25 protein-coding genes and 3 pseudogenes are annotated in these 25,642 nt (G+C 61.9%); 13 read left to right on the top strand and 15 right to left on the bottom strand.

What is annotated here, in order from left to right; translation table 11 throughout:
* The first annotated feature begins 8 nt into the window (after positions 1 to 8).
* From ACZYR5_RS12380 to feaR, 3 genes are all read left to right on the top strand, one after another.
* On the top strand, positions 9 to 749 hold the full coding sequence (locus ACZYR5_RS12380) for an SDR family NAD(P)-dependent oxidoreductase (RefSeq protein ID WP_489089650.1): 741 nt from the start codon (positions 9 to 11) through the stop codon (positions 747 to 749).
* A 164-nt stretch (positions 750 to 913) separates the two neighbouring features.
* On the top strand, positions 914 to 1,864 hold the full coding sequence (locus tag ACZYR5_RS12375) for a PDR/VanB family oxidoreductase (protein ID WP_489089651.1): 951 nt from the start codon (positions 914 to 916) through the stop codon (positions 1,862 to 1,864).
* A gap of 151 nt (positions 1,865 to 2,015) precedes the next feature.
* Positions 2,016 to 2,936 (top strand): transcriptional regulator FeaR, encoded by a 921-nt coding sequence (gene feaR, locus ACZYR5_RS12370; RefSeq protein ID WP_489089652.1) that lies wholly within the window; start codon positions 2,016 to 2,018, stop codon positions 2,934 to 2,936.
* A 107-nt stretch (positions 2,937 to 3,043) separates the two neighbouring features.
* On the opposite strand, the gene ACZYR5_RS12365 is transcribed toward feaR, so the two are convergent.
* Positions 3,044 to 3,673 carry a response regulator transcription factor gene (locus ACZYR5_RS12365; RefSeq protein WP_489089965.1) on the bottom strand — a complete coding sequence of 210 codons (630 nt, stop codon included), beginning with the start codon at positions 3,671 to 3,673 and terminating at the stop codon, positions 3,044 to 3,046.
* 259 nt (positions 3,674 to 3,932) lie between these two features.
* Between ACZYR5_RS12365 and hpaC the strand changes: the two genes are divergently transcribed.
* Positions 3,933 to 4,445, top strand: a complete 513-nt coding sequence (hpaC, locus tag ACZYR5_RS12360; protein WP_489089653.1) for a 4-hydroxyphenylacetate 3-monooxygenase, reductase component — start codon at positions 3,933 to 3,935, stop codon at positions 4,443 to 4,445.
* 246 nt (positions 4,446 to 4,691) lie between these two features.
* Here hpaC and ACZYR5_RS12355 read toward each other — a convergent pair whose 3' ends face one another.
* The 6 genes and pseudogenes from ACZYR5_RS12355 to ACZYR5_RS12330 all read right to left on the bottom strand — a co-directional run bounded on the left by ACZYR5_RS12355 (position 4,692) and on the right by ACZYR5_RS12330 (position 12,136).
* On the bottom strand, positions 4,692 to 5,708 hold the full coding sequence (locus tag ACZYR5_RS12355) for a phosphotransferase enzyme family protein (protein ID WP_489089654.1): 1,017 nt from the start codon (positions 5,706 to 5,708) through the stop codon (positions 4,692 to 4,694).
* A 9-nt stretch (positions 5,709 to 5,717) separates the two neighbouring features.
* Complete coding sequence (locus ACZYR5_RS12350) at positions 5,718 to 6,998, bottom strand: aspartate aminotransferase family protein (protein WP_489089966.1); 1,281 nt, start codon at positions 6,996 to 6,998, stop codon at positions 5,718 to 5,720.
* Positions 6,991 to 8,310, bottom strand: coding sequence for an amino acid permease (locus ACZYR5_RS12345; protein ID WP_489089655.1), 1,320 nt, complete (start codon positions 8,308 to 8,310; stop codon positions 6,991 to 6,993). Before ACZYR5_RS12345 ends, ACZYR5_RS12350 begins: the two co-directional genes overlap by 8 nt.
* Positions 8,311 to 8,632: 322 nt before the next feature.
* Positions 8,633 to 9,232 (bottom strand): annotated as a pseudogene (locus ACZYR5_RS12340) (methyl-accepting chemotaxis protein); the annotation flags it as partial.
* A 255-nt stretch (positions 9,233 to 9,487) separates the two neighbouring features.
* Positions 9,488 to 10,540 (bottom strand): annotated as a pseudogene (locus ACZYR5_RS12335) (methyl-accepting chemotaxis protein); the annotation flags it as partial.
* 273 nt (positions 10,541 to 10,813) lie between these two features.
* Positions 10,814 to 12,136 carry an alginate export family protein gene (locus ACZYR5_RS12330; protein WP_489089656.1) on the bottom strand — a complete coding sequence of 441 codons (1,323 nt, stop codon included), beginning with the start codon at positions 12,134 to 12,136 and terminating at the stop codon, positions 10,814 to 10,816.
* 303 nt (positions 12,137 to 12,439) lie between these two features.
* Here ACZYR5_RS12330 and ACZYR5_RS12325 point away from each other — a divergent pair, with 303 nt between their 5' ends.
* Complete coding sequence (locus ACZYR5_RS12325; RefSeq protein ID WP_489089657.1) at positions 12,440 to 12,829, top strand: c-type cytochrome; 390 nt, start codon at positions 12,440 to 12,442, stop codon at positions 12,827 to 12,829.
* A 37-nt stretch (positions 12,830 to 12,866) separates the two neighbouring features.
* Complete coding sequence (locus tag ACZYR5_RS12320) at positions 12,867 to 14,357, top strand: aldehyde dehydrogenase family protein (RefSeq protein ID WP_489089658.1); 1,491 nt, start codon at positions 12,867 to 12,869, stop codon at positions 14,355 to 14,357.
* A gap of 21 nt (positions 14,358 to 14,378) precedes the next feature.
* On the opposite strand, the gene ACZYR5_RS12315 is transcribed toward ACZYR5_RS12320, so the two are convergent.
* Positions 14,379 to 16,754: a DUF3772 domain-containing protein gene (locus tag ACZYR5_RS12315; RefSeq protein ID WP_489089659.1), complete on the bottom strand. Its 2,376-nt coding sequence runs from the start codon at positions 16,752 to 16,754 to the stop codon at positions 14,379 to 14,381.
* A gap of 319 nt (positions 16,755 to 17,073) precedes the next feature.
* Here ACZYR5_RS12315 and ACZYR5_RS12310 point away from each other — a divergent pair, with 319 nt between their 5' ends.
* Both ACZYR5_RS12310 and ACZYR5_RS12305 read left to right on the top strand, forming a co-directional pair.
* Positions 17,074 to 17,334, top strand: a complete 261-nt coding sequence (locus ACZYR5_RS12310; protein WP_489089660.1) for a hypothetical protein — start codon at positions 17,074 to 17,076, stop codon at positions 17,332 to 17,334.
* Positions 17,335 to 17,378: 44 nt separating this feature from the next.
* The gene (locus ACZYR5_RS12305; protein ID WP_489089661.1) at positions 17,379 to 17,630 is read left to right on the top strand and encodes a helix-hairpin-helix domain-containing protein; all 252 of its coding nucleotides are present in this window, start codon (positions 17,379 to 17,381) and stop codon (positions 17,628 to 17,630) included.
* On the opposite strand, the gene gltS is transcribed toward ACZYR5_RS12305, so the two are convergent.
* Together gltS and ACZYR5_RS12295 are read right to left on the bottom strand one after the other, a co-directional pair.
* Positions 17,625 to 18,839, bottom strand: a complete 1,215-nt coding sequence (gene gltS / locus ACZYR5_RS12300; protein ID WP_489089662.1) for a sodium/glutamate symporter — start codon at positions 18,837 to 18,839, stop codon at positions 17,625 to 17,627. The genes ACZYR5_RS12305 and gltS overlap by 6 nt on opposite strands.
* A 104-nt stretch (positions 18,840 to 18,943) precedes the next feature.
* Entirely contained in the window at positions 18,944 to 19,486 is a 543-nt protein-coding gene (locus ACZYR5_RS12295) for a hypothetical protein (RefSeq protein WP_489089663.1), read from the bottom strand.
* 268 nt (positions 19,487 to 19,754) lie between these two features.
* Between ACZYR5_RS12295 and ppk2 the strand changes: the two genes are divergently transcribed.
* From ppk2 to ACZYR5_RS12280, 3 genes and pseudogenes are all read left to right on the top strand, one after another.
* Positions 19,755 to 20,576, top strand: coding sequence for a polyphosphate kinase 2 (ppk2, locus tag ACZYR5_RS12290; RefSeq protein ID WP_489089664.1), 822 nt, complete (start codon positions 19,755 to 19,757; stop codon positions 20,574 to 20,576).
* A 77-nt stretch (positions 20,577 to 20,653) separates the two neighbouring features.
* A pseudogene (locus ACZYR5_RS12285) lies at positions 20,654 to 20,841 on the top strand (FMN-dependent NADH-azoreductase); the annotation flags it as partial.
* 56 nt (positions 20,842 to 20,897) lie between these two features.
* Positions 20,898 to 21,023, top strand: a complete 126-nt coding sequence (locus tag ACZYR5_RS12280; RefSeq protein ID WP_489089665.1) for a hypothetical protein — start codon at positions 20,898 to 20,900, stop codon at positions 21,021 to 21,023.
* A gap of 24 nt (positions 21,024 to 21,047) precedes the next feature.
* Here the strand turns inward: ACZYR5_RS12280 and ACZYR5_RS12275 are convergent, their stop codons facing one another.
* On the bottom strand, positions 21,048 to 21,287 hold the full coding sequence (locus ACZYR5_RS12275) for a hypothetical protein (protein ID WP_489089666.1): 240 nt from the start codon (positions 21,285 to 21,287) through the stop codon (positions 21,048 to 21,050).
* A 514-nt stretch (positions 21,288 to 21,801) separates the two neighbouring features.
* Here ACZYR5_RS12275 and ACZYR5_RS12270 point away from each other — a divergent pair.
* Entirely contained in the window at positions 21,802 to 22,257 is a 456-nt protein-coding gene (locus ACZYR5_RS12270; protein ID WP_489089667.1) for a DUF2214 family protein, read from the top strand.
* 161 nt (positions 22,258 to 22,418) lie between these two features.
* On the opposite strand, the gene csrA is transcribed toward ACZYR5_RS12270, so the two are convergent.
* Positions 22,419 to 22,610, bottom strand: a complete 192-nt coding sequence (gene csrA, locus ACZYR5_RS12265) for a carbon storage regulator CsrA (protein ID WP_008057174.1) — start codon at positions 22,608 to 22,610, stop codon at positions 22,419 to 22,421.
* A gap of 246 nt (positions 22,611 to 22,856) precedes the next feature.
* On the opposite strand from csrA, the gene ACZYR5_RS12260 reads away from it, so the two are divergent.
* Positions 22,857 to 23,222: an SPOR domain-containing protein gene (locus ACZYR5_RS12260; protein WP_489089668.1), complete on the top strand. Its 366-nt coding sequence runs from the start codon at positions 22,857 to 22,859 to the stop codon at positions 23,220 to 23,222.
* 65 nt (positions 23,223 to 23,287) lie between these two features.
* On the opposite strand, the gene ACZYR5_RS12255 is transcribed toward ACZYR5_RS12260, so the two are convergent.
* The 3 genes from ACZYR5_RS12255 to ACZYR5_RS12245 all read right to left on the bottom strand — a co-directional run bounded on the left by ACZYR5_RS12255 (position 23,288) and on the right by ACZYR5_RS12245 (position 25,548).
* Positions 23,288 to 23,977 carry an endonuclease gene (locus tag ACZYR5_RS12255; RefSeq protein ID WP_489089669.1) on the bottom strand — a complete coding sequence of 230 codons (690 nt, stop codon included), beginning with the start codon at positions 23,975 to 23,977 and terminating at the stop codon, positions 23,288 to 23,290.
* A 4-nt stretch (positions 23,978 to 23,981) separates the two neighbouring features.
* Positions 23,982 to 24,263 (bottom strand): DUF1654 domain-containing protein, encoded by a 282-nt coding sequence (locus ACZYR5_RS12250; protein WP_489089968.1) that lies wholly within the window; start codon positions 24,261 to 24,263, stop codon positions 23,982 to 23,984.
* A gap of 196 nt (positions 24,264 to 24,459) precedes the next feature.
* Positions 24,460 to 25,548 (bottom strand): asparaginase, encoded by a 1,089-nt coding sequence (locus ACZYR5_RS12245; RefSeq protein ID WP_489089670.1) that lies wholly within the window; start codon positions 25,546 to 25,548, stop codon positions 24,460 to 24,462.
* Positions 25,549 to 25,642: the final 94 nt, after the last annotated feature.

Below are 25,642 nucleotides of genomic sequence, written 5' to 3'. Positions count from 1 at the left end.
ATTGCATCATGAGTCGAGTCGCATTGATCACCGGTGCCTCCCGCGGATTGGGCGAATGCATCGCTCGTCGCTTGCACGCAGCGGGTTATCGCGTCGGCCTGGCCGATGTACGCCCTGAAGGCGTGCAGCAACTGGCCGCCGAGCTGGACAGCAGCGGCGCTACCGCCGTCGCTATCGAGCTGGATGTGCGTAATAAGGCGGACTTTCAACGTGCCCGTGACCTGCTCGCCGAGCGTTGGGGCGGCACCGACATTCTGGTGAACAACGCCGGCGTGTCGAAGGTTGCAGCGCTGATGGAGATCACCCCCGAAGAGTTCGACGAGTCGATGGCGATCAACCTGCGCGGCACGTTTGTCGCCTGCCAGGTGTTCGGTGCGCATTTCGCCGAGCGCGGTTTCGGGCGCATCGTCAACATCGCTTCCCTGGCCGGACAGAACGGCGGCACCGCCACCGGCGCGCATTACGCGGCGGCCAAGGGCGGCGTGGCGACCCTGACCAAAGTCTTCGCCCGCGAACTGGCGCCGCAGGGCGTCACCGTCAACAGCATCTCGCCAGGTCCGCTGGACTTGCCGGTGGTCCGCGAATCCGTGGCCCCGGAGCGCCTTGAGCAGATCCTGAAAATGATCCCGACCGGCGCCCTCGGTAATCCCGAGTTCATCGCCGACAGCGTGCTGCTGCTGATCGCCGATAACGCGACCTCGGTGACCGGCGCGTGCCTGGACGTCAACGGCGGCTTGTTCATGCGCTGAACCGGGGCGTGGAAAATGCCCCTTGTAGGAGCCGGCTTGCCGGCGAAGGCTTCAGCAAAGGCGATACAAATCCGAAGTGTGCCTTCGCTGCGATGCGGCGACCCGACAAGCCAGCTCCTACAGGTTGCTGTGTTTATCAACAAAAATAGTATTCAGGTGACGCAATGATGAAGGTGAAGATCGAAAGGATCGTCGACGAAGCGCTGGATATCCGTTCCTTTCGCCTCGTGCGCAGTGACGGCCAGCCGCTCGACACCTATGAGCCGGGTGCCCACGTCGACCTGACCGGGCCGACCGGGGTGACCCGCCAGTATTCCCTGTGCAGTCCACCGCAGGATCGCCGCGCCTACCTGGTGGCGGTGAAAAAAGAAGCGCAATCGCGCGGCGGTTCCCTGGCCTTGCATGAGCAGGTCGAAGAGGGCATGGAACTGGAGATGGGCGCGCCGCGCAACCTGTTCCGCCTCGATGACAGTGCTGCCGAGCATGTGCTGTTCGCAGCCGGCATTGGCGTCACGCCGCTGCTGAGCATGGCCTATCGACTGGCGGAAAGCGGCCAGCCGTATCGCCTGCATTACTTCGCCCGCTCGGCGCAGTACGCCGCCTTTGCCGAACTGTTGGCCAGCGAGTTTGCCGATCACGTCGAGTTCCACTACGGCATCGAACCGGCTGACCTCGATGGCGCCCTCAGTGCCTGCCTCGACCGCGCCAGTCTCGCCGCCCACGTCTACACCTGTGGCCCGGCGCCGTTCATGAACAAAGTGGTGGAAGTGGCCGCGCGCACCCGCAGCGACGACGCGATTCACCTCGAACACTTCGCCGCCGACCCGGCCGCCAACAGCGCACCGGCCGGTACCTTCGAAGTGGAGCTGGCCAGCTCTGGCGTGGTCCTGCAAGTGCCGGCCAACACCAGCCTGGTCGACGTGCTGCAAGCCCACGGCTGCGACATCGACACCGAGTGCCGCGAAGGCATCTGCGGCACCTGCATCGTCGAAGTACTCGACGGCGTGCCGGAGCACCGCGACAACTGTTTGTCGAACAAGGAAAAGGCCTCCAACAAGCAGATCTGCGCCTGTGTTTCCCGGGCGCTCTCCGCTCGTCTGGTATTGGATATCTAAGTCAGGGAAGGCTGGAAAGCCGACGCCGGTGCCTGTTGAATAGGCGCCCGGCGGCCATCGAGGGAGGCGATGGCCAGAGCAATAACCGTGTGACCGAACCGCTCGCTGAAGCGGTCGACAATAACAACAAGAGACTTGAGGCCTTGCGATCATGATTACAGCATCGACGGTGCGCAATGAGGCGTTCGAAAGTTGGTTGAGCCAGGTGAACCAGGCCTGTGGGCGTTTCGATGCCCGGGCCCTGGACAGTGATTTCTATGGCGAACTGACGGAATTTCACAGCGGTGCGATCAACCTCAGCGTGGTCGACATGGCCCACGTGCACCTGTATCGCACCAGCAAGGACGTCAGCACCAGCAGCGACGGCCATTACTATGCGGTGTTCCAGATGCGCGGCAGCTCGCAACTGGAGCAGGGCGACAACCGCGCCTTGCTCGGCTGTGGCGACATCGCCCTGATTGACGCCAGCCGCCCCAGCGACATGATCTACAACGAGGATTCGCGCCAGCTGTCGCTGATCCTGCCGCGCCAGGTGCTCGAACGCGGCTCCCACCTGAGCAGCATCAACTGCGCCACGCGTCTGTCGGCCAGCACCCCGCTGGCGGCGCTGGCGAACAAGCTGGTGCTCGATACCTGCCAGCAGGAAGGCCTGGAAATGCAGGAGAGCGAGGCAGTGCTGGATGCCCTGGCCAGCCTGCTGTTGCCCGGGATCAGCGCCCGTGACAGCGCTGCCGATCCCCATGAGCGGCAATTCCGCAAGATCATCGCATTCATCGATGCCCATCTTGGCGACGAGGAGCTGTGCCCGGAACTGATTGCTCGGGAAGTGGGAGTGTCGGTGCGCGGTCTGTACCGGATGTTCTCCAAGCGCGGCCTGGTGGTGGCGCAGTACATCAAGCACCGGCGCCTGGATTTCTGCGCGGAAAACCTGCGCAGTGCCGACGGCGAGCAGAAGCTCTCGGCGCTGTGTTATGCCTGGGGATTCTCGGATTCGAGCTATTTCTCGTCGGCGTTCAAATCGCGCTTCGGGGTGTCGCCGGGGGCGTATCGCAAGCGGTATAGCCAGATCTAATACCGCGTTATCGTTCATCGCGAGCAGGCTCGCTCCTACAGTGGATCGAGTGACCCCTTGTAGGAGCGAGCCTGCTCGCGATGGGGCCCTTAAGGCCCCCAAAAATCTCAATGCCTCCCCGGCTCCTCAACCGGTAAATGCAGCACCTCGCGCACCAGCATGGCGATGCTGCTCACGCCCATCTTTTCCTTGATCTTGGTCCGGTGCACATCCACGGTCTTGACGCTGATGTCCAGCTCGCGGGCGATCACTTTGCTGGCCTTGCCATCGATCACCAGCATCAACACCTCACGCTCACGGGCGGTCAACAGCGCCAGCTTGCCTTGCATGTGCTGCCGCTGCGCCTGATCGGCCTGGGCGTGCACGGCGGTCTTCAGCGCGGTCTGGATGCGGTCGATCATCTGCTGCGGGTTGTAGGGCTTCTCGACGAAATCCAGCGCACCGTTTTTCATCGCTGCCACCGACATCGGAATGTCGCCATGGGCCGAGACGAAAATGGTCGGCAGGCTGCTGCCACGCTGGTTGAGGATTTCCTGCAGCTGGAAGCCGCTGGTTTCCGGCATGCGCACGTCGAGCACCAGGCAGGCGGGCTGCTTGGGGTCGTACTGGTTGAGGAATTCTTCGGCGCCGGAGAAGCACTGCGCCTGGACACTGACGGACTCGAGCAACCAGGCCAGCGAAGTGCGCAGGTCTTTGTCGTCATCAACGATATAAACAATCGGTTTGCGGGTTTCCATCGGGACGGCCACGGTATTTTCTATTTATTGTTGTCGTCTGCGGGCACGCGCAGCGAGCGTTGGCTGATCTTGTGCAGCCAGTCAGCAGAATAACCGCTGTCAGCGGCCCATGCGATAAAGAAACCACCTAGTCGACTAGCGGAAAGCCAACCCTGGCATGGGATTCGTCAGAATGGTCGCGTCGAGCCTGTCGCCGTAGTCTTGTTCCATCACCTACGGGCCGCAAGAGCGCGGCTCTCCTGAGAGGAGGGGCATCGACATGGCCGACTTGAGCCAGCAGCAAATCGACTTTCGCAACGCCATGGCGCAACTGCCTGCGGCGGTGAACATCATCACCACCAATGGCCCTGGCGGACGCTGCGGCATCACCGCCAGCGCCGTATGTTCGGTGACCGACTCGCCGCCCACGGTGCTGGTCTGCGTCAACCGCAACAGCGCCACCCACGATGTGTTCCGCACCAACGGCCATCTGTGCGTCAACGTGCTGTGTGGCGAGCAGGAAGAGCTGGCCCGCCACTTCGCCGGTATGACCCAGGTGCCGATGGCCGAGCGTTTTGCCTGGGACCTGTGGGACGACGGCGCCAGCGACGTACCGGTGTTGCGTGATGCGCTGGTGCAGCTGGAAGGGCGGATCAGCGAGTGCAAGGAAGTCGGTTCGCACTCGGTGATGTTCGTTGAGCTGACCAAGGTTGGCGTGCGCGAACCACGCGATAGCCTGGTGTATTTCAACCGCCTGTTCCATCGCCTGGAACATGCCGGGGCGCATTGCTGAGAGCGCGTTATTGTTCATCGCGGGCTCGCCCGCTCCTGCAATCGGTCACCCTGTAGGAGCCGGCTTGCCGGCGAAGGCGGCGTGTCTGACACACCGAGGAGCCGGGTTCGCTGGCAAGCCAGCTCCTACAGGGGTTTGAGGATGGATTGGATGTTGTGATTGATGTAGGAGCCGGCTTGACGGCGAAGGCGGTGCGTCTGATGCACCGAGTTGTCCGTTTCGCTGGCAAGCCAGCTCCTACAGAGGTCAGGCCTGCAGATACATCCGCGCCAACCGGCACGCCCGATCGATCAGCATCGGTGCCATTTCAATCGCCGTCGGCGTGCCCTGGCGGGTGTGAATCCAACCCAGGTAGGTGGTGCCGCGCAGCATCAGGAACAGCGCCAGGGTCCGGCGGTCGGCCTCGGTCAGCGGCTTGACCGCGTGGTAGCCCTCGAGCAGTGCCGACTTGATCTGCTCATAACGCGGATCGTCGAGGCAGAAGTACAGCGCCGTGGCCAGCTCGAACATGTGCCAGCCAAACCCGGCGTCGTCGAAGTCGATCAGGCGCAGGCGCGGGCCTTCGATCAGCAGGTTTTCCGGAACCAGGTCGGCGTGAATCATGCCGAAATTGCCCAGGTGCCGACCGTACTGGCGCAAGTCCCGACGCGCCGTGCGCCGGGCTTCTTGCAGCAAGTCGCGCTGCTCGGCGCTGAGTTGCCCCAGCTCCCAGAAGCGGCCCCAGAACGGATTGGCGCCGATCAAGCCTTCCTCGTCCCAGGCATGCCGGACAAACTCGTCCGGCTGCTGCCATTGCGCCGAGTGCAAGTGAATCCGCGCCGCCAGCGCCCCGGCTTCGTTGAACAGGAAATCGATTTCGGTGTCGGCCTGCACGCCGTTTTCCGAGGTGCCGGCGGTGGCACCCGGCAACCAGGCGAGCATGTCGATGTGGCGCGATTCGCCGATGGCCTGGTGGGTGACTTCGATCAAGTGGCTGTGATCCTGGGCGCGAATGATCTGCGGCACGGTAATGCCGGCGCCCGCCAACGCGTCCATCCACAGCAGCTCGGAACGCAACGCCGCCGCGCAGTGATAGCCGTTGCGATGGATGCGCAGGGCGACGCGCTGACCGTCATCGCGGCGCGCCGAGAACACCGCGTTCTCGCGGAATTTCACCAGCTCGATCTCGCCGAACTGGCCGTCCCAATGTTGCAGGGCATGGCGGGCCAGATCGTGCAGATGGGCAACTTGCTGGTCGTGGGGCAGGGTGTGGAATGCAGTCATGGGCGGGCCTCAAATCGCGCTGAGCGCGTTATCCAGGGTGCTGACGAACAGGTCGGCGTGCTCGCGGCCGAACACCAGTGGCGGACGCAGTTTGAGAATGTTGTCGCCGGCGCCGATCTTGCTGATCAGCACGCCGTTGTCGCGCATGTCGTTGACCACCTTGCGCGCCTCCAGCCCGGCCGGCTCCTTGCTGGCGTGATCGCGCACCAGCTCCATGGCGAAGAACAACCCCTTGCCACGCACGTCGCCAATAATCGAGTGCTTCTGCGCCAGGGCCTGCAGGCGTTGCTGCACATAGGCGCCGACACTCTGGGCGTTGTGCAGCAGTTGTTGCTGTTCGATCACATCCAGCACCGCCATGCCGACCGCAGCCGCCACCGGCGAGCCGCCGAAGGTGTTGAAGTACATGGCGTGACGGCCAAACGACTCGACCAGCGCCTTGTGGGTGATCAGGCCGGCCAGGGGGTAGCCGTTACCCATGGGTTTGCCCAGGGTGACGATGTCCGGCACCACGCCATGGGCCTGATGCCCCCACAAATGATCGCCGGTGCGGCCGAAACCGGACTGCACCTCATCGGCGATAAACAGCCCGCCCGCAGCGCGGATCAGTGCCGCGGCCTTGTTGACGAAACTGGCCGGGACCCGTGGCAAGCCTTCGTTGGCGAACAGGGTGTCGATCAGCAGCGCGGCGGGGCGGATGCCCTGGGCCCGCAGCGAAGCGATGGCGGCGGCGATGTTGGCCGCGTACTGCTCGGCCAACTGTTCCTCGGTGGTGCCGGCCGGCGCCCGGTACAGGCACGGGATCGGCACCGCGCGGGCGTGGGCGGCGAAGGGTTCCGGCGAGGGCAGGGCGGTGGTGACTTCGGCCAGCGAGGCCGAGTTGCCGTGGTAGTTGTAGTCGCTGACGATGATCCCCGTGCCGCCGCTGGCAAAGCGTGCCAGGCGCAGCGCCAGTTCGTTGGCTTCGCTGCCGGTGCAGGTGAACATTGCGGTGTCCAGCGGCTCGCCGAAGGTGGCGGTCAGGCGCTCGGCGTAACGCACCACCTGTTCGTCGAGGTAGCGGGTGTGGATGTTCAGGGTCGTCGCCTGACGGTGCATGGCTTCGACCACATGGGGGTTGCAGTGCCCCACGCAGGGCACGTTGTTGTAGACGTCGAGGTAGCGTCGACCATCGACGTCGAACAGCCACACGCCTTCTCCGCGCACCAGGTGCAGGGGGGTGTCGTAGAACAGCGGCGAGGCGCTGCCCAGCACGCGATGGCGGCGTTGCAGCAGAGTCGGTTCAGGCAGCATGGTCAGGAGTCTCCAGGACGGCGGTTGGCGCACGGTTGCGCAACAGGAAATTGAGAATGCACAGGCTGAATATCGCGGCGAGGGCGATCAGCATTTTGAAATCGAGCTGGAAGCAGGCGGCGATCACCACCAGGGTCAGGGCCAGGCCGAGCCATGCCACCAGCTTGCCGCCGGGCAGGGTGAAAGGCCGTGCCAGCTCGGGTTGATTGCGCTTGATGTGCAGGTACGCGGCAAAAATCAGCAGGTAGCAGACGTTGAGCAGCAGCACCACGGCGAGCATCACGGTGGCCGGGTCGACCGCCGACAGCGGCAGGCCGATGGCGCCGATCAGCATCAGCGCCGGGTACGGCGTGCCGCGCTGGCCGGTCTTGCCCAGCCAGTGCGGGAACAGGCCGTCGCGGGCCATGGCGAACACCTGGCGGGAGGCGGCGTACACCAGCGAGAAGAAGGTGGCGATCAGGCCAAACACCGCACCGCAGCCAATCACCTTCGCCAGCCACGAGTCGTCGCCGAACGCGCTGTTGCCGGACATTGCCGCGTACAGTGGATCGCCCGCCGAACCCACCAGCTCGACACCGCCGGCACCCGGGGCGCAGACCAGCACCACCAACGCGGTCACCAGCAAGGTGCCGATCGCCGCGAGAATCCCCCGTGGCATGGTGCGCCCCGGGTTGTGTGCCTCTTCGGCAGCCGAGCCGGTCTGCTCGACGGTGATGAACAACCAGATCGCAAACGGCACGCAGGCGAAGATCCCGCCGAGGCTGACCGGGGTGGCGACGTTGGCCGGCAAGGTCAGCAGGTTGCGCAGTTCGACATGGGGTGCCATGGCCACGCCGAAGGTCAGCAGGGCGACGACCGCAATCACACCCGCAATGAACGTCAGGCCCATGGCTTCGCCGACACCGCGCATGTGAATGCCGAGGATCACCGCGAACAGGGCGATCTTCACCGGCCAGCCGCCGAGGCCGAAGATCGATTCGGTGTAGGCGCAGATGAAGGTCGCCGCAGCGCCGGTGCCGATGGTCAGCGCCAGAGCACAGGCGACGCCCACCAGGTAACCCACGAACGGCCCGAACGCGCTTTGCGCATAGACGAACACCCCGCCCGCACTGGGCAAGGCCGTCGATAGCTCGGCCACGCACAGCGCCAGACCACCGCACAGCAGGGCCATCAACACGGTGGCGATCAGCATGTTGATCCAGCCGCCGGCCATCAGGCCAAAGTTCCAGCCGGAAAACTGCCCGGCCACCACCAACGCAATTCCGAGGCCGGCAATCTTCGGCCAACCCAACGCACTTTTCTTGAGCACAAGCGTCTCCCGCAGCCCGAAGGTCGATTTGTTTTTTTGATGGGGAAAGAAGGGTTCAGCGCCCCCGGGTGGAGGGCTGACTGGATACTACGTCGGGGCTGCGGCGCGGGTTGTTAGTGTGCGTGCCAGGTGGTTGGTTGTGGGTGCCAGGATTGGAAGGCTTGTCGACACGCCGTGGCGCCTGGTTCGCTGGCTTGCCAGCTGCTACAGGTTTTGTGGTGATCACGAATCCAGTGGGCCTGCACCTGATCCTGTAGGAGCTGGCTTGCCAGCGAACCCATCACCTCGGTGTGTCAGGCTCACAGCCAACGCCGGCAACGCTTCAAATCCGAAAACTCCCCACCAACTGATTCAACCGCCCGGCCTGCTGCTCCAGCTCGGTACAGGCGCGCAAGGTCGCTTGCAGGTTCTCCACCCCCTGCTGGTTGAGGGTGTTGATCTGAATGATGTCGACATTCAACGCCTCGACCACCGCCGTCTGTTCCTCGGTCGCGGCGGCCACCGACTGGTTGACGTTGTCGATCTCGCCAATGCGCTGGGTGACGCTCCCCAGGCGCGTGCCCGCGAGGTTGGCGATGTTCACGCTTTCTTCGCTGTGCTGCTGGCTCTCGGTCATGGTCGCGACCGATTGCTGTGCGCCGATCTGCAGGGCCTCGATCATCTGCTGGATCTCCAGCGCCGAGGTCTGGGTGCGTCCGGCCAGGCTGCGCACTTCGTCGGCGACCACTGCAAAACCTCGTCCTGCCTCCCCGGCCCGCGCGGCCTCGATCGCCGCATTGAGCGCCAGCAAGTTGGTCTGCTGGGAGATGCCCTTGATCACTTCGAGGATCTGCCCGATGTCCACGGTCTTGTCATTGAGTACTTCGATGTTGGCGCACGAAGCGCTGATCTTGCCCGACAACTCGTGCATCACCTCAATGGTGCGCTGCACCACCTGGCGCCCGTCTTCGGCTTGCTGGCGTGCGTTGGATGCCTGATGCGAGGCGTCGGAGGCATTGCGCGCAATCTCCTGGGCCGCGGCGCCCAATTGGTTGATCGCGGCGGCGACGCTGCTGGTGCGGCTGGACTGGTCGTCGAAATTCTCCAGCGACGAATTGGATGCCAGCAGCACCCGCTGCGCACCGGCGTTGACGCCCTGGGCCGCCGATGACACTTCGCGCATCGACTGCTGGATGCGTTCGACAAAACGATTGAAGGCGGTCGCCAACTGGCCGATCTCATCCCGCGATTGCACGTGCAGGCGGCGGGTCAGGTCGCCTTCGCCAAGGGAAATGTCCTCCATCACCCGCGTCAGTTCTTGCAGGGGGCGAGTGATGCGTTGCGCGGTGTAGCCGATCAACAACAGGCCGAGCAACGCCGAACCGCCGCCCAACAGCAGTTCCAGGACGGTGCTTTTTACGGCTTGATCGTCGAGGGCGGTGCGCAAGCTGGTGACCGGCGCCAGCAAGACGCCCTGCGGCACACCCACCAGCACACCCCATGGCGCAGCACCGGGAATCGGCGCCAAGGGTTCCAGCACCTTGATCTGCTGCGCATCGACCAACACGGTCGCCTGACCCTGCTGCAGGCTGTCCAGCACCTCGCGGTTTTCCATCGGCTGACCCAGCCGGCTGGCGTCCTGGCTGTTGGCGGAAATCACCCCGCGTGGGCTGATGATGCTGATCTGGCCGCTGCCGTCGAACAGTTGCCGGGCGCTGGCCTCGGAGTTCTGTTGCAGCGCGGCGAGGTTGATGTCGAGGCCGACCACGGCGATCACCTTGCCGTTTTCCAGCAGCGGGAAGGCAATGCTGGTCACCAGCTTGCGCGTGCCCGAGGCTTCGTCGAAATACGGCTCCAGCACACAGGCCTGACGGCTGTCGCGAGCGCAGGTGTAGAACGCGTTGTAAGGGGCGCCGCTGGGGCCGGGCGCGGTGTTGGCGAGCAAGCCTTCGTCGCCGATCACCGCTTGCAGTTCGCCGGGTTTGCCCTGCACCCAGTACTGGGCGAAGCGTCCGGTTTCGTTGCTGCCCAGTTCGGCCTGATTGGCGAACCCGGCATCGCCGCCGTCGAGGGCATCGGGTTCGAAAATAACATAAAGCCCGAGCAGGTCGGGCTTGTCGATCAGGGCCTGGTGCAACTGGTCGCTCAGTTGCTGGCGCAGTTGCGCGCGGTCCAGGCGGCCGTGTTGGTGCAGTTGTCGCAGGTACAGCAGATAGCGGGACAGGCCCTGGCCGTATTCGTGGGTCTGCATGAAAGTGCGTTGCACGTGCATGGCTTGCACGTTGCCCAGTGCCTGCATGTGCTCGCGGGCGGCCTTGGCGAGCATCTCGCCGCTGGCCGTGGCCACGTGCTGGCTGCTCTGATGGGTCTGGTACAGCGACAAGCCCATCAGCAAAGCGACCACCAGCACCAGGCAGAGCCCGGCGAGAAGGGTGATCTTGCGACGGATCGTCAGGAGGTTGAGGTGCATGGCAAATCCCTTTTTGCCTTGGGGCAACGGATGCGCCGTTGCCCCAGGCGGCCGTTAGAAACCGGTGACAAACAGCAGTTGGCCGTAGACGTTCTGGTTGTTGTTGCCCAGTTGCGTGCCGCCGTTGTCGAAGCTCTTGTCCGGCTGGTAGAAGCCCACCAGCGGCATCACGGTCAGGTGGTCGTTGACGTGCCATTCGGCGTACAGGTCGACTTCGTGGCCGTCGGTGTTGCCCAGGTTTCGGTCGATGGTGTCGTAGTTGAAATACAGCGCGCCGAGGTTGAGGTTTTCCAGCGGCGAGACTTTCAGGCCGACGTTCTGGATCCGCGAGTTGTTGTTGAACGGCCCGGCGTAGTTGCCTGCCACTTCACCCTGGAACCAGGTGCCGTAGCCACGGCTCATGCCGTAGAACAGGGTGTCGTAGTTTTCCGAGAAGCGGCTGTAGCGGTAGCTGACATACGGCGTCCAGGGCGCGGCGGAGAAGGTCCATCCAGCTTCCAGGTACCAGGCGTCTTCGTTGCTGGCGTGGGGCTTGTCCTGCTCGGCGTACTCGCCGGACAGGAACAGGTCCTTGACCCCGGCGTTGCCGGTGGCGCGCAGGCTGTAGGTTTGCATGCCGTCGCGCTCCAGTTGCAGCGGCGAGGCGTACTGTTCGTCGATGTCGGTGGTCTTGATGTAGGTCAGGCCCACGGTGCCGGCTTCGGCCACGTGCTCGAGGGTGCCGGCGTACATTTCGGTCATGGCCTGGGCGCGGTTGTTGGATTTGAGCCACATCAGGTCGCTGCGCCAGCCTTCCTTGCCACCGAGACGCAACACCGCGGTTTCGTCGAACGCCTTGCGTGCCGCCAGGTAGTACGAACCGCCACGGTTGAACTCGCCATCGGCCAGGCCCTTGCCCATGTTCAACGCGTCGCCGTTGATGAGGAAACCGTCACCGATCGCGATGTTCTGGCGGCCGAAGGACAGGTCGACGCCATCCTTGCCCAACGGCGCGAACAGTTCGTCCGAGCGCCAGCCGAGGTAAGCGTCTTCAAACTTGGTGGTGCGCTCCGAGCCGTCGCTGAAGCCGGCGGCATCACCGTCACCCCAGGTGCCGGAACTCAGCAGGTTGGCCGCGCCGTAGCCGGTGCCCACACCCGCCAGGCCCTTGTCGAAACTCAAACCGTACTTGATGTAGCCCTCGCGCCACGACGAGGAACCTTCGCTGAGGCGGCCGGACGGCGCGTAGTTTTCCTGGCTGTGGAAGATCCCGAACGCCGCTTCGAGGGTGGCGTTCAAATGACCGTCGTCGTTGCCGTACAGCTCATAGGCGTTGGCCTGGCCAGCACCGATCAACAGCGCGAGGGTCGAGAGACGAAACAAGGGGGACTTGAGCATGGTGGGGCATCCGTTCTTATTCTTGAGCGTGGGGTTGCGGTCTTTTTAGATACTAAGGCGCGACTTTTCCCGGCCCTTGTCCCTGTTTGCCAATTAGTTGGTTGTGCATGCCAGATTGTTCGCTGGCCTGAACCCTTGGGGGGATTTGGCACAAGCACCAACACAACTGGCACGCAGGGCAAAACCTGCGCTTTGCCGAGCGCCGACAATCGGTCTCAACCTGCCGAAGCTCCAAGGCCTCGGCATTTTTTGTGTTGGTGTTCGTCAGTCGGCGAGCGCGCGGATTTTCAAGGTTGTTTTCCTATGTTCACCCCACTGCGTTTGACCCTGATCGGTTTGCTCTCATTCACCCTGGCCCAGGCCGTGTCCGCCGCCGAGTGCGCCACCGATACCAGCCACGGCGCGCAGGTTTTTGCCGCCGAGTGCGGGGTCTGCCACGCGGTGAGCAAGGGCACCACCGGGATGATGGGGCCCAACCTGGCGGGCGTGTACGGGCGCAAGTCCGGCTCGCTGGCCGGCTTCAGTTATTCCCAGGCGATGCGCGACAAAGACGTGACCTGGCAAGCCGAGACCATCACCCAACTGATTACCCAGCCCCAGGCCTTCGTGCCGGGCACCTACATGCCCTACATGGGCCTGGCTTCGGCCGATGATCGTCAGGCGGTGGCGTGCTTCCTCAAGCAACAGCACTAAACAGCCGGATTTCCCCCCTTCGAACTACAGGTGATTTATGAGCAACGTTGAAATCCTGCCCCAGGTAGCGGCCTTCCTCGACCGCGAGCATGGCTGCTTCATCGACGGTCAGTGGGTGATGGCCGAAGGTGAGCGCATCGCCGTGGTCAACCCGGCCACCGGGCAAACCCTGTGCGAAACCCTCGATGCGCCACTGAAGCTGGTTGAGCGTGCGGTGCAGTCCTCGCACAAGGCCTTCAAGTCGGCGGTGTGGTCGGGCCTGCGGCCGGCGGACCGTGAGCGGATCCTGCTGAACTTCACCCGCCTGGTGGAAGAGCACGCCGAGGAACTGGCGCAGCTGGAAACCCTGAGTCAGGGCAAGTCGATCAACATGGCCCGGGCGCTGGACCTCAACGCCACCGTGGAATTCATGCGCTACATGTCGGGCTGGGCGACCAAGATCGAAGGCCAGACCTTCGATGTGTCGATCCCGCTGCCGCCGGGCGCCAAGTTCACTGCGTTCACCAAGCGTGAGCCGGTGGGGGTGGTGGTCGGTATCGTGCCGTGGAACTTCCCGCTGCTGATCGCCGCCTGGAAACTGATGCCGGCGCTGGCCACCGGATGCACAGTGATCATCAAGCCAGCGATGGAAACTCCGCTGACCGCCATGCGCCTGGCCGAGCTGGCGCTGCAAGCCGGAATTCCGGCTGGTGTGTTCAACGTGGTCACCGGTGGCGGCGCCTCGGTGGGCGGCGTGCTGACCGCGCACCCGCTGGTGAGCAAAGTTTCGTTCACCGGCTCGACGGCCGTGGGCAAGAGCGTCGGTGTGGCCTGCATGGCCAACATGACGCGTTTCTCCCTGGAGCTGGGCGGCAAGAACCCGATGATCGTGTTGGCCGATGCCGACATCGAAAAAGCCGTGCAGGGCGCGATCCTTGGCGGATTGCTCAACAACGGCCAGGTCTGTGCAGCCGCGTCGCGCTTCTATGTGCACCGCTCGATCCACGACCAATTCGTCGAAGCCCTGGCGGCGGCGGTTGCAGCCATGCCGATTGGCGCCGGGATGAACTGCGAGGCGGCGATCAACCCATTGGTCTCGCGCAAGCAGCAGCAAAGTGTGCTCAAACACATCGAACTGGCGCGCAGTGAAGGTGCGCGGGTGGTGACCGGTGGTGAATTGCTCGAAGGCGATGGCTTCTTCGTGCAGCCGACCATTCTTGCCGACATCGACCACAGCATGGCCGTGGCCCGTGAAGAAGTGTTCGGCCCGGTGCTCGGGGTGATGCCGTTCGATGACGAGGACGCGGTGATCGAGTTGGCTAACGACAACCGTTATGGCCTGGCCGCCAGCCTGTGGACCAACGACCTGGGCAAGGCGATGAACCTGGTGCCGCGCATCGAAGCCGGCACCGTGTGGGTCAACGCCCACGTGCTGCTCGACCCGGCCATGCCGTTCGGTGGGGTCAAGCAATCGGGCATGGGCCGCGAGTTCGGCCGTGCGGTGATCGAGGCCTACACCGAGCTCAAGTCGGTGTGCATCGCCCATTGATGATGGCGCCTGCCGGGTAGCTTACCCGGCAGGTTTCGCCAGCTGAATCCCCGCCGCCCCCAAGCGCTTGAGAATTTCAAACAGCAACTGGCTCTTGATCGAGCCCACCGTACGCGGGCTGGCGACATAGCCGGTGACGGTCAGGGTGATGCCTTCGGGCTTGAGCTGGCTGAAACGCACATACGGCGCCGGTTTCTCCAGAATACTTTCGTGCTCGGTGTAGGCGTCATGCAGCAGGTTTTGCACTTGCTCCGGGTCGATGTCCAAGGGCAACAGCAGTTCCAGACTGACCACGCCCTGGGCGCTGCCGCCGAGGGTGACGTTGCGCAGATTCTGCGAGATCAACTGCGAGTTCGGCACGATGACGATGGAGCGGTCGGAGAGCTGGATCTCCGTGGCGCGGACGTTGATCCGACGGATGTCGCCCTCGACTCCACTGATACTGATCAAATCGCCGACCTTCACCGGGCGCTCGGTCAACAGGATCAGGCCGGAGATGAAGTTCTTGACGATCTCCTGCAGGCCAAAGCCGATACCCACCGACAGGGCGCTGACGATCCACGCCAGATTGGTCCACTGAATCCCCAGCGACGACAGCGTCAGCAGCACCACCAGGGCATAGCCGAGGTTGGCGAACAGGGTGCTGAGGGAGGCGCACATGCCGGGGTCCATCTCGGTCTTGGGCAGAAACTCGTTGTCCAGCCAGCGGCGCAAGGTGCGGATCAGGTAGATGCCGATCACCAGGGTGAGGAACGCCCGCAGCAGGTTGTCCGGGACAATATTGAGTTTGCGCAGGCCCTCGCCGCCGAGGATCGACAGGGTGTTGCTCACCAGCTGTCCGAGGGTGGTGCCGACGCCGCCGACGAACAGCGCGATCACCGCAATCAGCATCAGTACCGCACGACCGCCGCCGGACAGTACGGTGCAGATCTGCTCCAGGCGCGGATTGCCGATGCCGAGGATTTGCTTGAGGGTCTTGCCCGCCGGGTTTTTCGGTGAGAACACGTACTCGCAGGTGTCGACGTGCAGTTGCGTCAGCAGGTAAAAACCGGCGGAGATGATGAACACCCAGACCAGCTCGTAGGTGATGAACCGCGCCATCGTCACGTAGCCGATCAACAGGGCCAGCAGTGACACGACCACGGCGATGCCGGTGAAGGTGTAGATCAGCCCGGCGAAGGTGGTCACGCTGTCGCCAGCTACCCCGGCCAGCGCCTGCGCCCGGCGTATTTTGCTGACTTTGAGCAATAGTGAGCCGATCACCAGCGCCACCACCAGCGAAACGATGCCTCGACCGAACATCACCACGTCGCCACTCATGCCGGTGACATTGCTCATTTGCACCAGGGTGACCAGCACCAACAGCAGGCCGGCGAGCAATCGGGCATAAGGCGCCATGGCCAGCGCGACTTCGTCGGAGATGTCAGGCAGGCGCCAGGACGGGTGTTTGATCGACAGCAGTGCCCGGCTCAATCCGGTGATCAGCACGCAGGTGTAGGCGAGTTTTTCCAGGTATTGGGTCAGTTCCGCTATTTGCGGCGGGTAGGGCACCTGGCGTGTGGCGGCGTAGTGCAGCAGCTGCAGGGCGGCACTGGCGGTGAGGAGGGTCGCCAGCACCGAGGCCAGGGCCAGGGAGCTGCGGCGCAATCGGCCTTCGGGCATCCGATGAATGCACAACCACGCCAATCCTCGCCCGGCCAGCCTGCGGCCCAGGGTCCAGACCGCCAGGGCCAGCGCCAGCAAGGTCAGGGTCAGCAGGCGTTGGCCGGGTTGCCAGGCGGCCGCGTGAGTGACCGCGAGTTGCTGTATCAAAGCGACGAAGCGTTCAGCGTCGACGGCGGGGAAATCGAACAGCGGCGACCAGAAGTTTGGATTGAGAATGCTGCTGGTCTGCTGCGTGACCTCGACTTCCAGCAGGCTACGGCGGATGCCGGCGATTTGCGGAATCAACTCGGCGGCACTTTTCTTCAGCACGTCGAGGGTTTTCAGGTTGTTGTCGATCTTGTTTTTCTGTTCGCCGAGGGTGTCTCGTTGCGTGGTGATGGCAGAGGTCAGTGTCGGGTTCTCGTCCAGTGGCACCGGCCCCAACACGTTCATTTGCGCTTGCAATTGCGCCTGCGCCGGCAGCAACGAGGTGGTCAGGCGGTCGATGTCCTGGATCAGGGTCTGGGCCTGGTCCTGCGCGCTTTCCAGCTGGGTGTAGTTGTTGGCCAGGGAAACCTGCTGCTTGAGGGTGTTGAGTTGGCTTTGCAGGGTTTGCAGGTCGCCCTCGGGTAGGCTGGCAGTGGAGATAACGGGCGTCAGTGTGTCGGACATCGGTGCGGCCGACAGCCCGGTGACATTTCCCGCCATCAGCGTGAAGGTGATGTAAATCAGCAACTTCAGGGCATTGCGCATGGGCGGGCTCGACTGATTGTGGCGGCATCTGGCTAATCAGGTTAGGCCATGGCGCCCATCGTCGAGGGATTTTTGCCGGCGGCTTGGTAATTCAGGGTTTGCGCTGGAAGCAGAACCTGTAGGAGCCAGCTTGCTGGCGATGGACGTGAACGATGACGCGTTCATCCTGAATGTCCGCGGCGATCTCGGGTTCATCGCTGCGCTGCGGCGTCTCGACAAGCCAGCTCCTTGCAGAGGCCCCCAGCTTTGTACTGCACGATTCACTTGAACCTTCGACCACCGCTGCACCTCTACCGAGATATACCTATCGGAGAACGTCATGAGCCGTGCAGAGCGATCAAGCGCGCTTGAGGCCTGTCGTCAGTTGGTTGTTTCACCACGGGTCCAACGCGATGCGGCGCAGCAATACGAGGAATTGCTGCGCATGGCGGACAAATGCCAACGCAGCGGGTTGATCAGCGTGGGTGAAAGGAACGAGCTGATTTTCGAGGCGACCCGAGATTACGCGAATGCGGTCGAGGCCATGGCGCTGGAAGGAGAGCCCGGCGTTCGATCTGTACGCTATGCTGTGCCGGCTTGATTTTCAGCATACGCACAGCAACCTGATAGGGAGAAGGAGCACTCATGGGCTTTTCAGTGGAAGAAAAACAGCAGTTGTTGAGCGTCAAGGGCGTCGGCCCGACCGTCGTCAGCAGGCTCGAGCAGATGGGTTTTGCCACTCTTGCGCAACTCGCCGAGGCCAATGCCCTGGATATTGTGACCCAGGCCGCGGCGATTGTCGGATCGACCTGCTGGAAGAACAGCCCCCAGGCCAGGGCCGCGATTCAGGCGGCGATTGCCAAGGCCCGCGAAGTCGAGAGCAACCCGGCTCTATAGCCCGCTGAACATGCCGATGATCACGGCATTCACCAGGTCAATGAAGAACCCGCACACCAGCGGCACGATCAGGAAAGCCTGGTGTGCCGCGCCGTATTTCTGCGTCACGGTGGTCATGTTGACGATGGCCGTGGCGGTGGACCCCAGGGTAATCCCGCCGAAGCCGGAAGCGATCACACTGGCTTCATAGTCGCGGCCCATGCAGCGGAACACCACGAAGTAGGTGTAGAGCACCGTCAGCAACACTTGCAGGGTCAAAGTGCTGAGGATGAACAGCAGCGCACCGCTGAGTTGCCACAGCTGCAGGCCCATCAGCGCCATGGTCAGGAACATCCCCAGGCAGATGTCGGAGATCAGCGCCAGGCCGAGGCTGGCGCCACTCCAGGTTTTCAGGCGTTGCTCACCGACCACGGCGAGCACGATGTGGTGGATGACGATGCCGGCGAACAGGCAACTGACGAACTTGGGCAGCGTGATGCCGGCATCCACCAGCAGCAGGTTGAGGCCGTAACCGAGCATCAGGGTCAGGTTGAGCCACATCCACGCCCAGAGCACATCGTAATAGTCCAGGGCCTTGCCCGGCTGTTGCTCCATCTGGCCGACTTCCAGCGCCGTGTCCATGGACGGCGTCAGTTGATAGCGACGGATCAACTGGTTGGCGATCGGGCCACCGATCACACAGGCGGCAATCAGGCCGACGGTGTTGCTGGCGATTCCCAGCTCATGGGCGTTGCTGATCCCCAGTTTTTCCACGAACAGCGGCGCCCAGGCCAGCGTGGTCCCGACCCCGCCGGTGAGGGAAATCGAACCGACCATCAAGCCGGCTTTCGGATCGAGTCCGAACGCCTCGGCCAGGCCCATGCCCAGGGAGTTCTGCAGGACGATGAAGACACTGGCGAGCAGCAGCAGGATCAGCAGTGGGCGACCTCCCTTGATCAGTTGACGCACGTCCGACTTCAAGCCGATACCGGCAAAGAAGTACAGCAGCAGGGTGTCGCGAACCTGCAGGTCGAACTCGACCTGGATATTCAGCCCGAAATACAGCACCGACGTTACCGCCGCACAGACAAAGCCGCCGACCACCGATTCGGGAATGCAGTACTGGCGCAGAAAGGTGTTGCGCTGGACCAGGGTCTTGCCGAGGAACAGCAGGAGAATGGCGAGGGTAAAGCTGACGAGACCGTGAACCTGGAAAAGCGGGGAGGTCATCAGGGCCTTCCTTGAAGTCAAACCGGCATTATCAGGATTGGACCATCCAGTGTTCAGACATAGGTCAATGAATGGTCAATCGAGCATAGCAGCAGGGCTCGTGCTCAGCCCTGGCAGCGCTGGGCAATGGTCTGCAGCATGCGCCGGCGAATCATTCCGCTGACGGGGCGTATCAGGTACCAATATGGCCTGAAGCGGCGCAGTGCCGCGGCGTCGAGGCAGTGTACGCGGGTCTGTGTGGTGATGCGGGTCAGGTCCGGGGCCAGTGGTTCACAGGTAAATCCCACCACCAGCTTGACGCTGCCGGGTTCTGCAAAGTCGGCGAACGCCTGGGCATCGGCAATCGTCGATTGACCAAAGTCGGCCTGCCACAGCTTGCCGGCCAGGCCGTAAACCACGGCATGGTCGCTGTCGTGCTCGAGCTGGGTGAAGTTATCCATGCCAAATGACCGGGGTTGCTGCGCCCGCGATCGGCCCATCAGGCGCATGGGCAATTCGCGTAACTTTATCGCAACCTGGAAAAGCCGTTCTTCTTCGGGCCGGTACGCCAACACCTGGGCCATTGCCCTTGCAGGTTCGGCCCTGACCTCCAGTGAGTGGGTTTCGCTGAACTGGTAGGTCGGCAGGTATCTATCGTTGAGTCGCATCCGTGCTGTTCCTCGGGGGAGAGGGGGCAACCATACACCTGGGCGGCCGTTCCTCACAGCCAGCCTTTGCCGCTCATGGTTCGCTGATTTACATCACACTTCACTGTGCGCAGGTCTTCTACACTCACTGCCGGAAAAAGGCATTTGCGCCAGATTTGACGCGCATTTCAGCGCTTGCGTGGTCAGCCAACGAAAAGCGCTTTTTGACACTAGACTCAGATCACATTTTTTCGCCCGGATATGACTTTTCAATGGTGAGGCCCAGGAAATGGCAAAAGACAGCAAAAAAGTTTCAAAAACAAAATCTGCTGAACCCGAGAAGCTGAAGAACAAGCAATACCTCGAAGAGTTGCATGACCTGCACGTCGAACTGGTCAAATTGCAGGAATGGGTAAAAGCCAAGGGCGTCAAGGTGTGTGTGGTCTTCGAAGGGCGTGATGGCGCCGGCAAGGGCGGGACCATCAAGGCGCTGACCGAACGAGTCAGCCCACGGGTGTTTCGAGTCGTGGCGCTGCCGGCGCCTACCGAGCGGGAAAAGAGCCAGATGTACATGCAGCGCTATCTGGCGCACATGCCGGCGGCGGGCGAGGTGGTGATCTTCGACCGCAGTTGGTACAACCGGGCTGGCGTCGAGCGGGTGATGGGCTTCTGCAAGAAAGAGCAGGTAGAGCGCTTTCTCGAACTGGCACCGATGTTTGAACGGACCATCGTCGAATCCGGGGTGATCCTGCTCAAGTACTGGCTGGAAGTCAGCGAAGAGGAACAGACCCGACGCCTCGCTTCGCGCATTACTGACGGTCGCAAGATCTGGAAACTCACTGACATGGACCTCAAGTCCTACAGTCGCTGGTATGACTACTCGCGCGCGCGTGACGATATGTTCATGGCGACCGACACCGAGCATGCTCCGTGGCGGGTGGCCGACTCCAACGACAAGCGCCGGGCGCGCCTGAACATCATCACCGATCTGCTCAGCCGCATTCCGTACAAGGAAGTGCCGCGCGAAAAGCCGGTCTTGCCCAAGCGTCAGAAACCCGCAGGCTATCGCCGGCCGGATTATCCGATCAAGCGGGTTGCCGAGAAGTTCTGACACGCAAACGTCGCGAGTCCAGGCCGGTTGTTGGCAGCCGGCCTGTTGCGTTCGGGGCGCCCTGCGCGCGATGCAGTCAGAAAACCTGCGTGCAAGCCTGGCTGCAGTTCATCGGCGTGAGCTCGTCGAGAAAACCATTCTCGGTGCCGAGGTGGACGCGCTTGCCCGGGCCGAGGCGACGCAGCAAGCCCGCGGTCTGGCGGACCGACGCTGTGGCACCGCAGCGGCCGGCACTTCTGGCATCAACCTTGCTCAACCCCTGTAGCGACCCATTCTGGCCCGGTACGTGGCGGGCAGGCAGTCAGATCCAGGAGGTGTGAAATGATGCAGTGGAGCACTCGCCGATTCTTGGCGACCTTTGTGATTACGTGCCTGCTGGTCAACTGGCTGATTGTCGAGGCGACCCCCTGGCTGGTCGCGCACCTTAACCTGCCGCTGTGCCTGTAATGGGGGTATTCCCCATAAGTGGTGCTAGGTACCGCTGATTTCGAGGTGGCTATCGAGAATGGATTTGACGCGTTCGGCATTGAGTCGCTGGCATTCGGCCTCGGCTTCCTGACGACTGGGATAGTTGGGCTGCAAACGCTGCTTGTCCTGATTGTCGTAAAGATTGAATTCGATCGGGGCGGTCTTGCAATAGAAGCGACCCCCTTCGCGAATCGATTCGGTTTCAATCGGAATTGCAGGCACTACTACGAAGCGTGGAATCATGTTCGCCCCCTCTTGGCATCAAGACCGTATGCCTAAGCAATAGTGGCAACTTGCCTTTAGATCAAGAGGGGCGCCCGGAAATCCGATGAGGTGTCGCTTTATCCAGCTGTGGTGGGCACCGGGTCAATCTTTATCCTTGCGCAGGTGCCGGCACCAGCCGTAAAGAGCCATGGCCAGGATAACCACGAGAATGACAGCAATGGCGATGAGGGCGGCGGTGATCACGAGTGGTGCGAATCCTTGCAGAGTGATCGTCTCAGCTTAGATCCGTGACGCCTTATGGCATGTAGGAATAGTCCTAAAAAGCGCACGCCTGATGAGCGGTAACAGGGCCAGCGCGGGCATGCCGCGAGTTCTGGAAAGGAGAATGGGGCCAAATCCCTTTGGCCTGGTGAAGCGTGCCCGAGTGCTGTGACGAATGCATGACGGTCCTGGACGGCTGCAGGCGAACCTTCGGGATTTCGACTACACCTGTCGGGACCTTGTCGATGGGTTCTGAATAGGGAGTTTTCCGATGCTCGCTCACTGGTTTCTCGCCGCCATACACCTCCTGGCCTACGCACTGGCGCTGTGGGCGGTGTTGTCCCGCGCCACGGCATTGCGCAAGGTCACTGCTGACGGTGGCGGTGCACGCAGTGTCCTGCTCGCCGATAACCTGTGGGGGATGTCAGCGGTCATTCTGCTGGTGACCGGCGGGCTGCGAGCCTTTGGCGGCTACGAAAAGGGCACGGACTACTATCTGCAGCAGCCACTTTTTCATCTCAAGATGACCTTGTTCGTGGTCGTCCTGCTGCTGGAAGTAGCGCCGATGGTGGCGCTGATCAAATGGCGGATCGCCCTGGCGCGCAAGACGCCACTGAACGTGGGGCGCACGGGTTTGTATGCGCGCATCTGTCACATTGAAGCGTTGTTGGTGGTTTTGATGGTCGTCGCGGCATCGGGCATGGCGCGTGGCGTGACATTCGGTTGAAGGTCGCTATCAGCAGCGCTTTTCGACTTTGCAAATGAGAATCGCCTGACAGCGTCGACCGGGGGACCCCGTTAGTATCGACATGGTTTTGCCAGTGCGCAGAATCTTTAGCCAGCCATGGCTGCAGAGCAACTGGCTGGCTACTGATTGCTGTGGGTGTTTCAGGTTTGCGGTTTTTCCGGGGCAGTCAGGCCTGCCTGGATACGCTGGTAGATTTCTTCTCGATGCACCGCAACGTCTTTCGGGGCATTGATGCCAATTCGAACCTGCTGGCCGCTGACGCCCAGTATGGTGATGGTGATGTCGTCACCAATGTTTATGCTTTCACCGACTTTGCGGGTGAGTATCAGCATGATCTTCTCCTTGATAGCTTTGTAAGGCACCTGACTCAAGTGCAGATGTCGGTCATACGTATAGATTAGTGCGAAGTGTCACGGTTTGGGTGCATCTTTGTGACGCGTAGACGGCGCAATAATTCCCGGGGTGCGACTATACAGAGGCTGCAAGCATCATTCTCGTTGTTTTATGCCCTGTTTGCTCGGGATGAGAGTCATTTTTGAGTGATAAGATCTCTTCCTTTGGTATTGCGGGGAAAAACTGTGCGCAGAATGATGTGGGTGATCGCGGTATTGGCTTTGACCGGCTGCGGCGAGCGTGGCGAACAAGCGCCGAAAAAGCCTCAGGCTCCGGTAGTGACTACACAGAGCGAGGCTGCCGCGCCGCAATGGGATGTGTTGGTGCAAGGTTCGACTCCGCAGGCTGTCAGCGATCTCGCCGGGTGGTTGATCGAGCATAGCTTTGTTTCGTACGTAGTCACGCGCGATGGCAAACAACAGGTATTGGTCGGCCCTTTCAGTTCCAAAGCCGAGGCCGAGGCCAAACAGGTGGCTGTAGCCGCGGCGTTGGTCAAGGCGAAGAAGCAGAACATCGAAGCCCGGGTCATCGAGCACAGCGGCGCGCAGTAAAACGCCTCAAAAGGTGAAGGTCGTTGTCCGTCTTCAACGGTAGCGACCCTCATTCCCTGGCAGCCTTAGCCGCAGCGCTTCATGTCGACGGCGCCGACAAACTCGTTGGCGCGACCCATGACGCACGCCACTCGCTGATTGCGCTGCTGCTCCCAGGCCTGCACCGGGTAGGTCTTGTTCCAGGCTTCATACAGTTGCCGGTCCTGCTTGGACAGGCGCAGGCCATACTGCTTGCTCATGTAGAAGTAGGTGCGGGCAATCATCCCGCGGATCGAGGGACGAGGCATGACCTTCTTGGCCTTGAAGTCGACCTGGGTCAGGCAAGAACCGTACTGCCCGCTTTGCACCGGCAACCAGCCAAAGCTGAAGTTGCTGCGATCGCCATTCACTTCGCCAATGCTCGGCACCAGGTTGTGCAAGTCTGCTTCGGCGCGCTGGTAGACGGGATCGTTGCGCGTACAGTTTTTCCGCCCGCCGTCCTGCCAGCATTGACGCTGGTGGCCAATCTGCCAGGCCGGAACGATGTGCTCCCACTCGATTCGGGCTGCGCGGTTGGCGTTCTTGCGAGGAACGTAGCCGCAGGCCGCCAGGTCGACCCGGTTGCCGGTGTATTTGCAGCCGCAGTAAAACTCGGTGGACTGTGGGGCGTAGAGCTTCCAGGCAACCTTCTTCGCTTCGTTGAACGTGCGTGGCGCCTGCGCTTGCGCGCTGACAGCCACCAGGAGCAGCAGTGCAGCAAAACAACGAACACTCATTGACTCAGTCTTCCTTCGGCACGACCCAGAAAATCTGCACGCCGCCATCATCGCGATAGGCGAGGGTGACGTTGTCGTTTTCGGCAATTTCCTCGAGCAGACGCTCCCACTCATCCACAGGTTCGTCGGGAAGTCGGAAGATCAAGGCGGCCTTGGCTTTTTGGGCGTTTGGCGAATTGATGATTTTCTGAACGCGTAACCCAAGCCGTTCATAGGCGCCCGGAGGGTTGCTCGTTGCTGCGGAAGTCGTGGCCACGGGATAGTCCTTATTAAGCTGTACGTGCATACAGTATTTAACTGTAAGCATTTTCGCAACTGCTTAAAATTCAAGAAAATCCTCTGACCGTCACTTTTGGCTTTTGGTGCACGGGGGAAGGTGTTTTTTTCTGCAGGGGAGGAGGCTTGCGAGGGTGGAGATCATCCGCTGGAACCAGCGGATGAGAGAAGCAAGCCTCCAGCCCGTATAGGCTGGAGGCGACCGATCAATATTCCCAGAACATCCGCTGCAGCTCTTTGCTGTCCGAAGTCTTGGTCAGGGCGACCATGGCCAGGATGCGAGCTTTTTGCGGGTTCAGGTCATGGGCAACCACCCAGTCGTATTTGTCGTCAGGCTGTTCTGCGTTGCGCAGTACGAAACCACCGGCATTGACGTGGGAAGAACGAATGATCTGCACACCGTCCTTGCGCAGCGCTTGCAAGGCAGGCACGACGCGCGAAGACACCGAGCCATTGCCAGTACCGGCATGGATGATGGCTTTGGCGCCAGATTGCGCCAGGGCCTTGTAGGCAGTGTCGCTGACGTTACCGTAGGAGTAGGCGATTTCTACGTCAGGCAGGCTCTTGATGGTCTTGATATCGAATTCCGAATCCATGGTGTGACGCTTGGCTGGCAAGCGGAACCAGTAGGATTTGCCTTCAACCACCATGCCCATTGGGCCCCATGGGCTCTTGAACGCTTCGGTCTTGATGTTGACCATCTTGCTGACATCGCGACCCGACTGGATCTCGTCGTTCATGGTCACCAGCACGCCTTTGCCGCGTGCGTCCTTGCTGCCGGCGACGGCTACGGCGTTGTACAGGTTGAGCATGCCATCAGCGGACATTGCAGTACCCGGGCGCATCGAGCCGACGACCACGATTGGCTTGTCGGTTTTTTCCACCAGGTTGAGGAAGTAGGCGGTCTCTTCCAGGGTGTCGGTGCCATGGGTGATGACGATGCCGTCGACGTCCTTGCTGTCGGCCAGTTCGGCCACGCGGCGGCCAAGCTGCAGCAGGTTTTCGTTGGTGATGCTCTCGGAGGCGATTTGCATCACTTGCTCGCCGCGAACATTGGCCACCTGGCTGAGTTCCGGCACGCCGGCGATCAGTTGTTCGATACCGACTTTAGCGGCCTGGTAGGTCGCGCTGTTGGCGGCGCTGGCGCCCGCGCCAGCAATGGTGCCGCCGGTGGCCAGGATGACCACATTCGCCAGCTTTTGCTCAGTGGCGACTTCTTTTGCCTGCAGTGCGGTCGGGAGCAGCAGCAGAAGGGCCAAGGCGCCCGGAACAAGGGTATTGAACGCAGATTTCATTATTTTCTCTCTAGTAGTGATGACGGTGCTGATGCAGGTTCATCTAGATCCCCCCAGGCCATCTGTAGGTCGGGGGTAGCGGGTTAGAGCAGGA

It is taken from the genome of Pseudomonas sp. F007, from assembly GCF_057814275.1.
This window is presented reverse-complemented; position numbering and strand designations above follow the sequence as displayed.

Excerpts from the sequence above, each read along its gene's own strand:
- ACZYR5_RS12380 (WP_489089650.1), top strand. The coding sequence starts at position 9 with ATGAGTCGAGTCGCATTGATCACCGGTGCCTCCCGCGGATTGGGCGAA.
- ACZYR5_RS12375 (WP_489089651.1), top strand. The coding sequence starts at position 914 with ATGATGAAGGTGAAGATCGAAAGGATCGTCGACGAAGCGCTGGATATC.
- feaR (WP_489089652.1), top strand. The coding sequence starts at position 2,016 with ATGATTACAGCATCGACGGTGCGCAATGAGGCGTTCGAAAGTTGGTTG.
- ACZYR5_RS12365 (WP_489089965.1), bottom strand. The coding sequence starts at position 3,673 with ATGGAAACCCGCAAACCGATTGTTTATATCGTTGATGACGACAAAGAC.
- hpaC (WP_489089653.1), top strand. The coding sequence starts at position 3,933 with ATGGCCGACTTGAGCCAGCAGCAAATCGACTTTCGCAACGCCATGGCG.
- ACZYR5_RS12355 (WP_489089654.1), bottom strand. The coding sequence starts at position 5,708 with ATGACTGCATTCCACACCCTGCCCCACGACCAGCAAGTTGCCCATCTG.
- ACZYR5_RS12330 (WP_489089656.1), bottom strand. The coding sequence starts at position 12,136 with ATGCTCAAGTCCCCCTTGTTTCGTCTCTCGACCCTCGCGCTGTTGATC.
- ACZYR5_RS12325 (WP_489089657.1), top strand. The coding sequence starts at position 12,440 with ATGTTCACCCCACTGCGTTTGACCCTGATCGGTTTGCTCTCATTCACC.
- ACZYR5_RS12320 (WP_489089658.1), top strand. The coding sequence starts at position 12,867 with ATGAGCAACGTTGAAATCCTGCCCCAGGTAGCGGCCTTCCTCGACCGC.
- ACZYR5_RS12315 (WP_489089659.1), bottom strand. The coding sequence starts at position 16,754 with ATGCGCAATGCCCTGAAGTTGCTGATTTACATCACCTTCACGCTGATG.
- ACZYR5_RS12310 (WP_489089660.1), top strand. The coding sequence starts at position 17,074 with ATGAGCCGTGCAGAGCGATCAAGCGCGCTTGAGGCCTGTCGTCAGTTG.
- ACZYR5_RS12305 (WP_489089661.1), top strand. The coding sequence starts at position 17,379 with ATGGGCTTTTCAGTGGAAGAAAAACAGCAGTTGTTGAGCGTCAAGGGC.
- gltS (WP_489089662.1), bottom strand. The coding sequence starts at position 18,839 with ATGACCTCCCCGCTTTTCCAGGTTCACGGTCTCGTCAGCTTTACCCTC.
- ACZYR5_RS12295 (WP_489089663.1), bottom strand. The coding sequence starts at position 19,486 with ATGCGACTCAACGATAGATACCTGCCGACCTACCAGTTCAGCGAAACC.
- ppk2 (WP_489089664.1), top strand. The coding sequence starts at position 19,755 with ATGGCAAAAGACAGCAAAAAAGTTTCAAAAACAAAATCTGCTGAACCC.
- ACZYR5_RS12280 (WP_489089665.1), top strand. The coding sequence starts at position 20,898 with ATGATGCAGTGGAGCACTCGCCGATTCTTGGCGACCTTTGTGATTACG.
- ACZYR5_RS12275 (WP_489089666.1), bottom strand. The coding sequence starts at position 21,287 with ATGATTCCACGCTTCGTAGTAGTGCCTGCAATTCCGATTGAAACCGAA.
- ACZYR5_RS12270 (WP_489089667.1), top strand. The coding sequence starts at position 21,802 with ATGCTCGCTCACTGGTTTCTCGCCGCCATACACCTCCTGGCCTACGCA.
- csrA (WP_008057174.1), bottom strand. The coding sequence starts at position 22,610 with ATGCTGATACTCACCCGCAAAGTCGGTGAAAGCATAAACATTGGTGAC.
- ACZYR5_RS12255 (WP_489089669.1), bottom strand. The coding sequence starts at position 23,977 with ATGAGTGTTCGTTGTTTTGCTGCACTGCTGCTCCTGGTGGCTGTCAGC.
- ACZYR5_RS12250 (WP_489089968.1), bottom strand. The coding sequence starts at position 24,263 with ATGCACGTACAGCTTAATAAGGACTATCCCGTGGCCACGACTTCCGCA.
- ACZYR5_RS12245 (WP_489089670.1), bottom strand. The coding sequence starts at position 25,548 with ATGAAATCTGCGTTCAATACCCTTGTTCCGGGCGCCTTGGCCCTTCTG.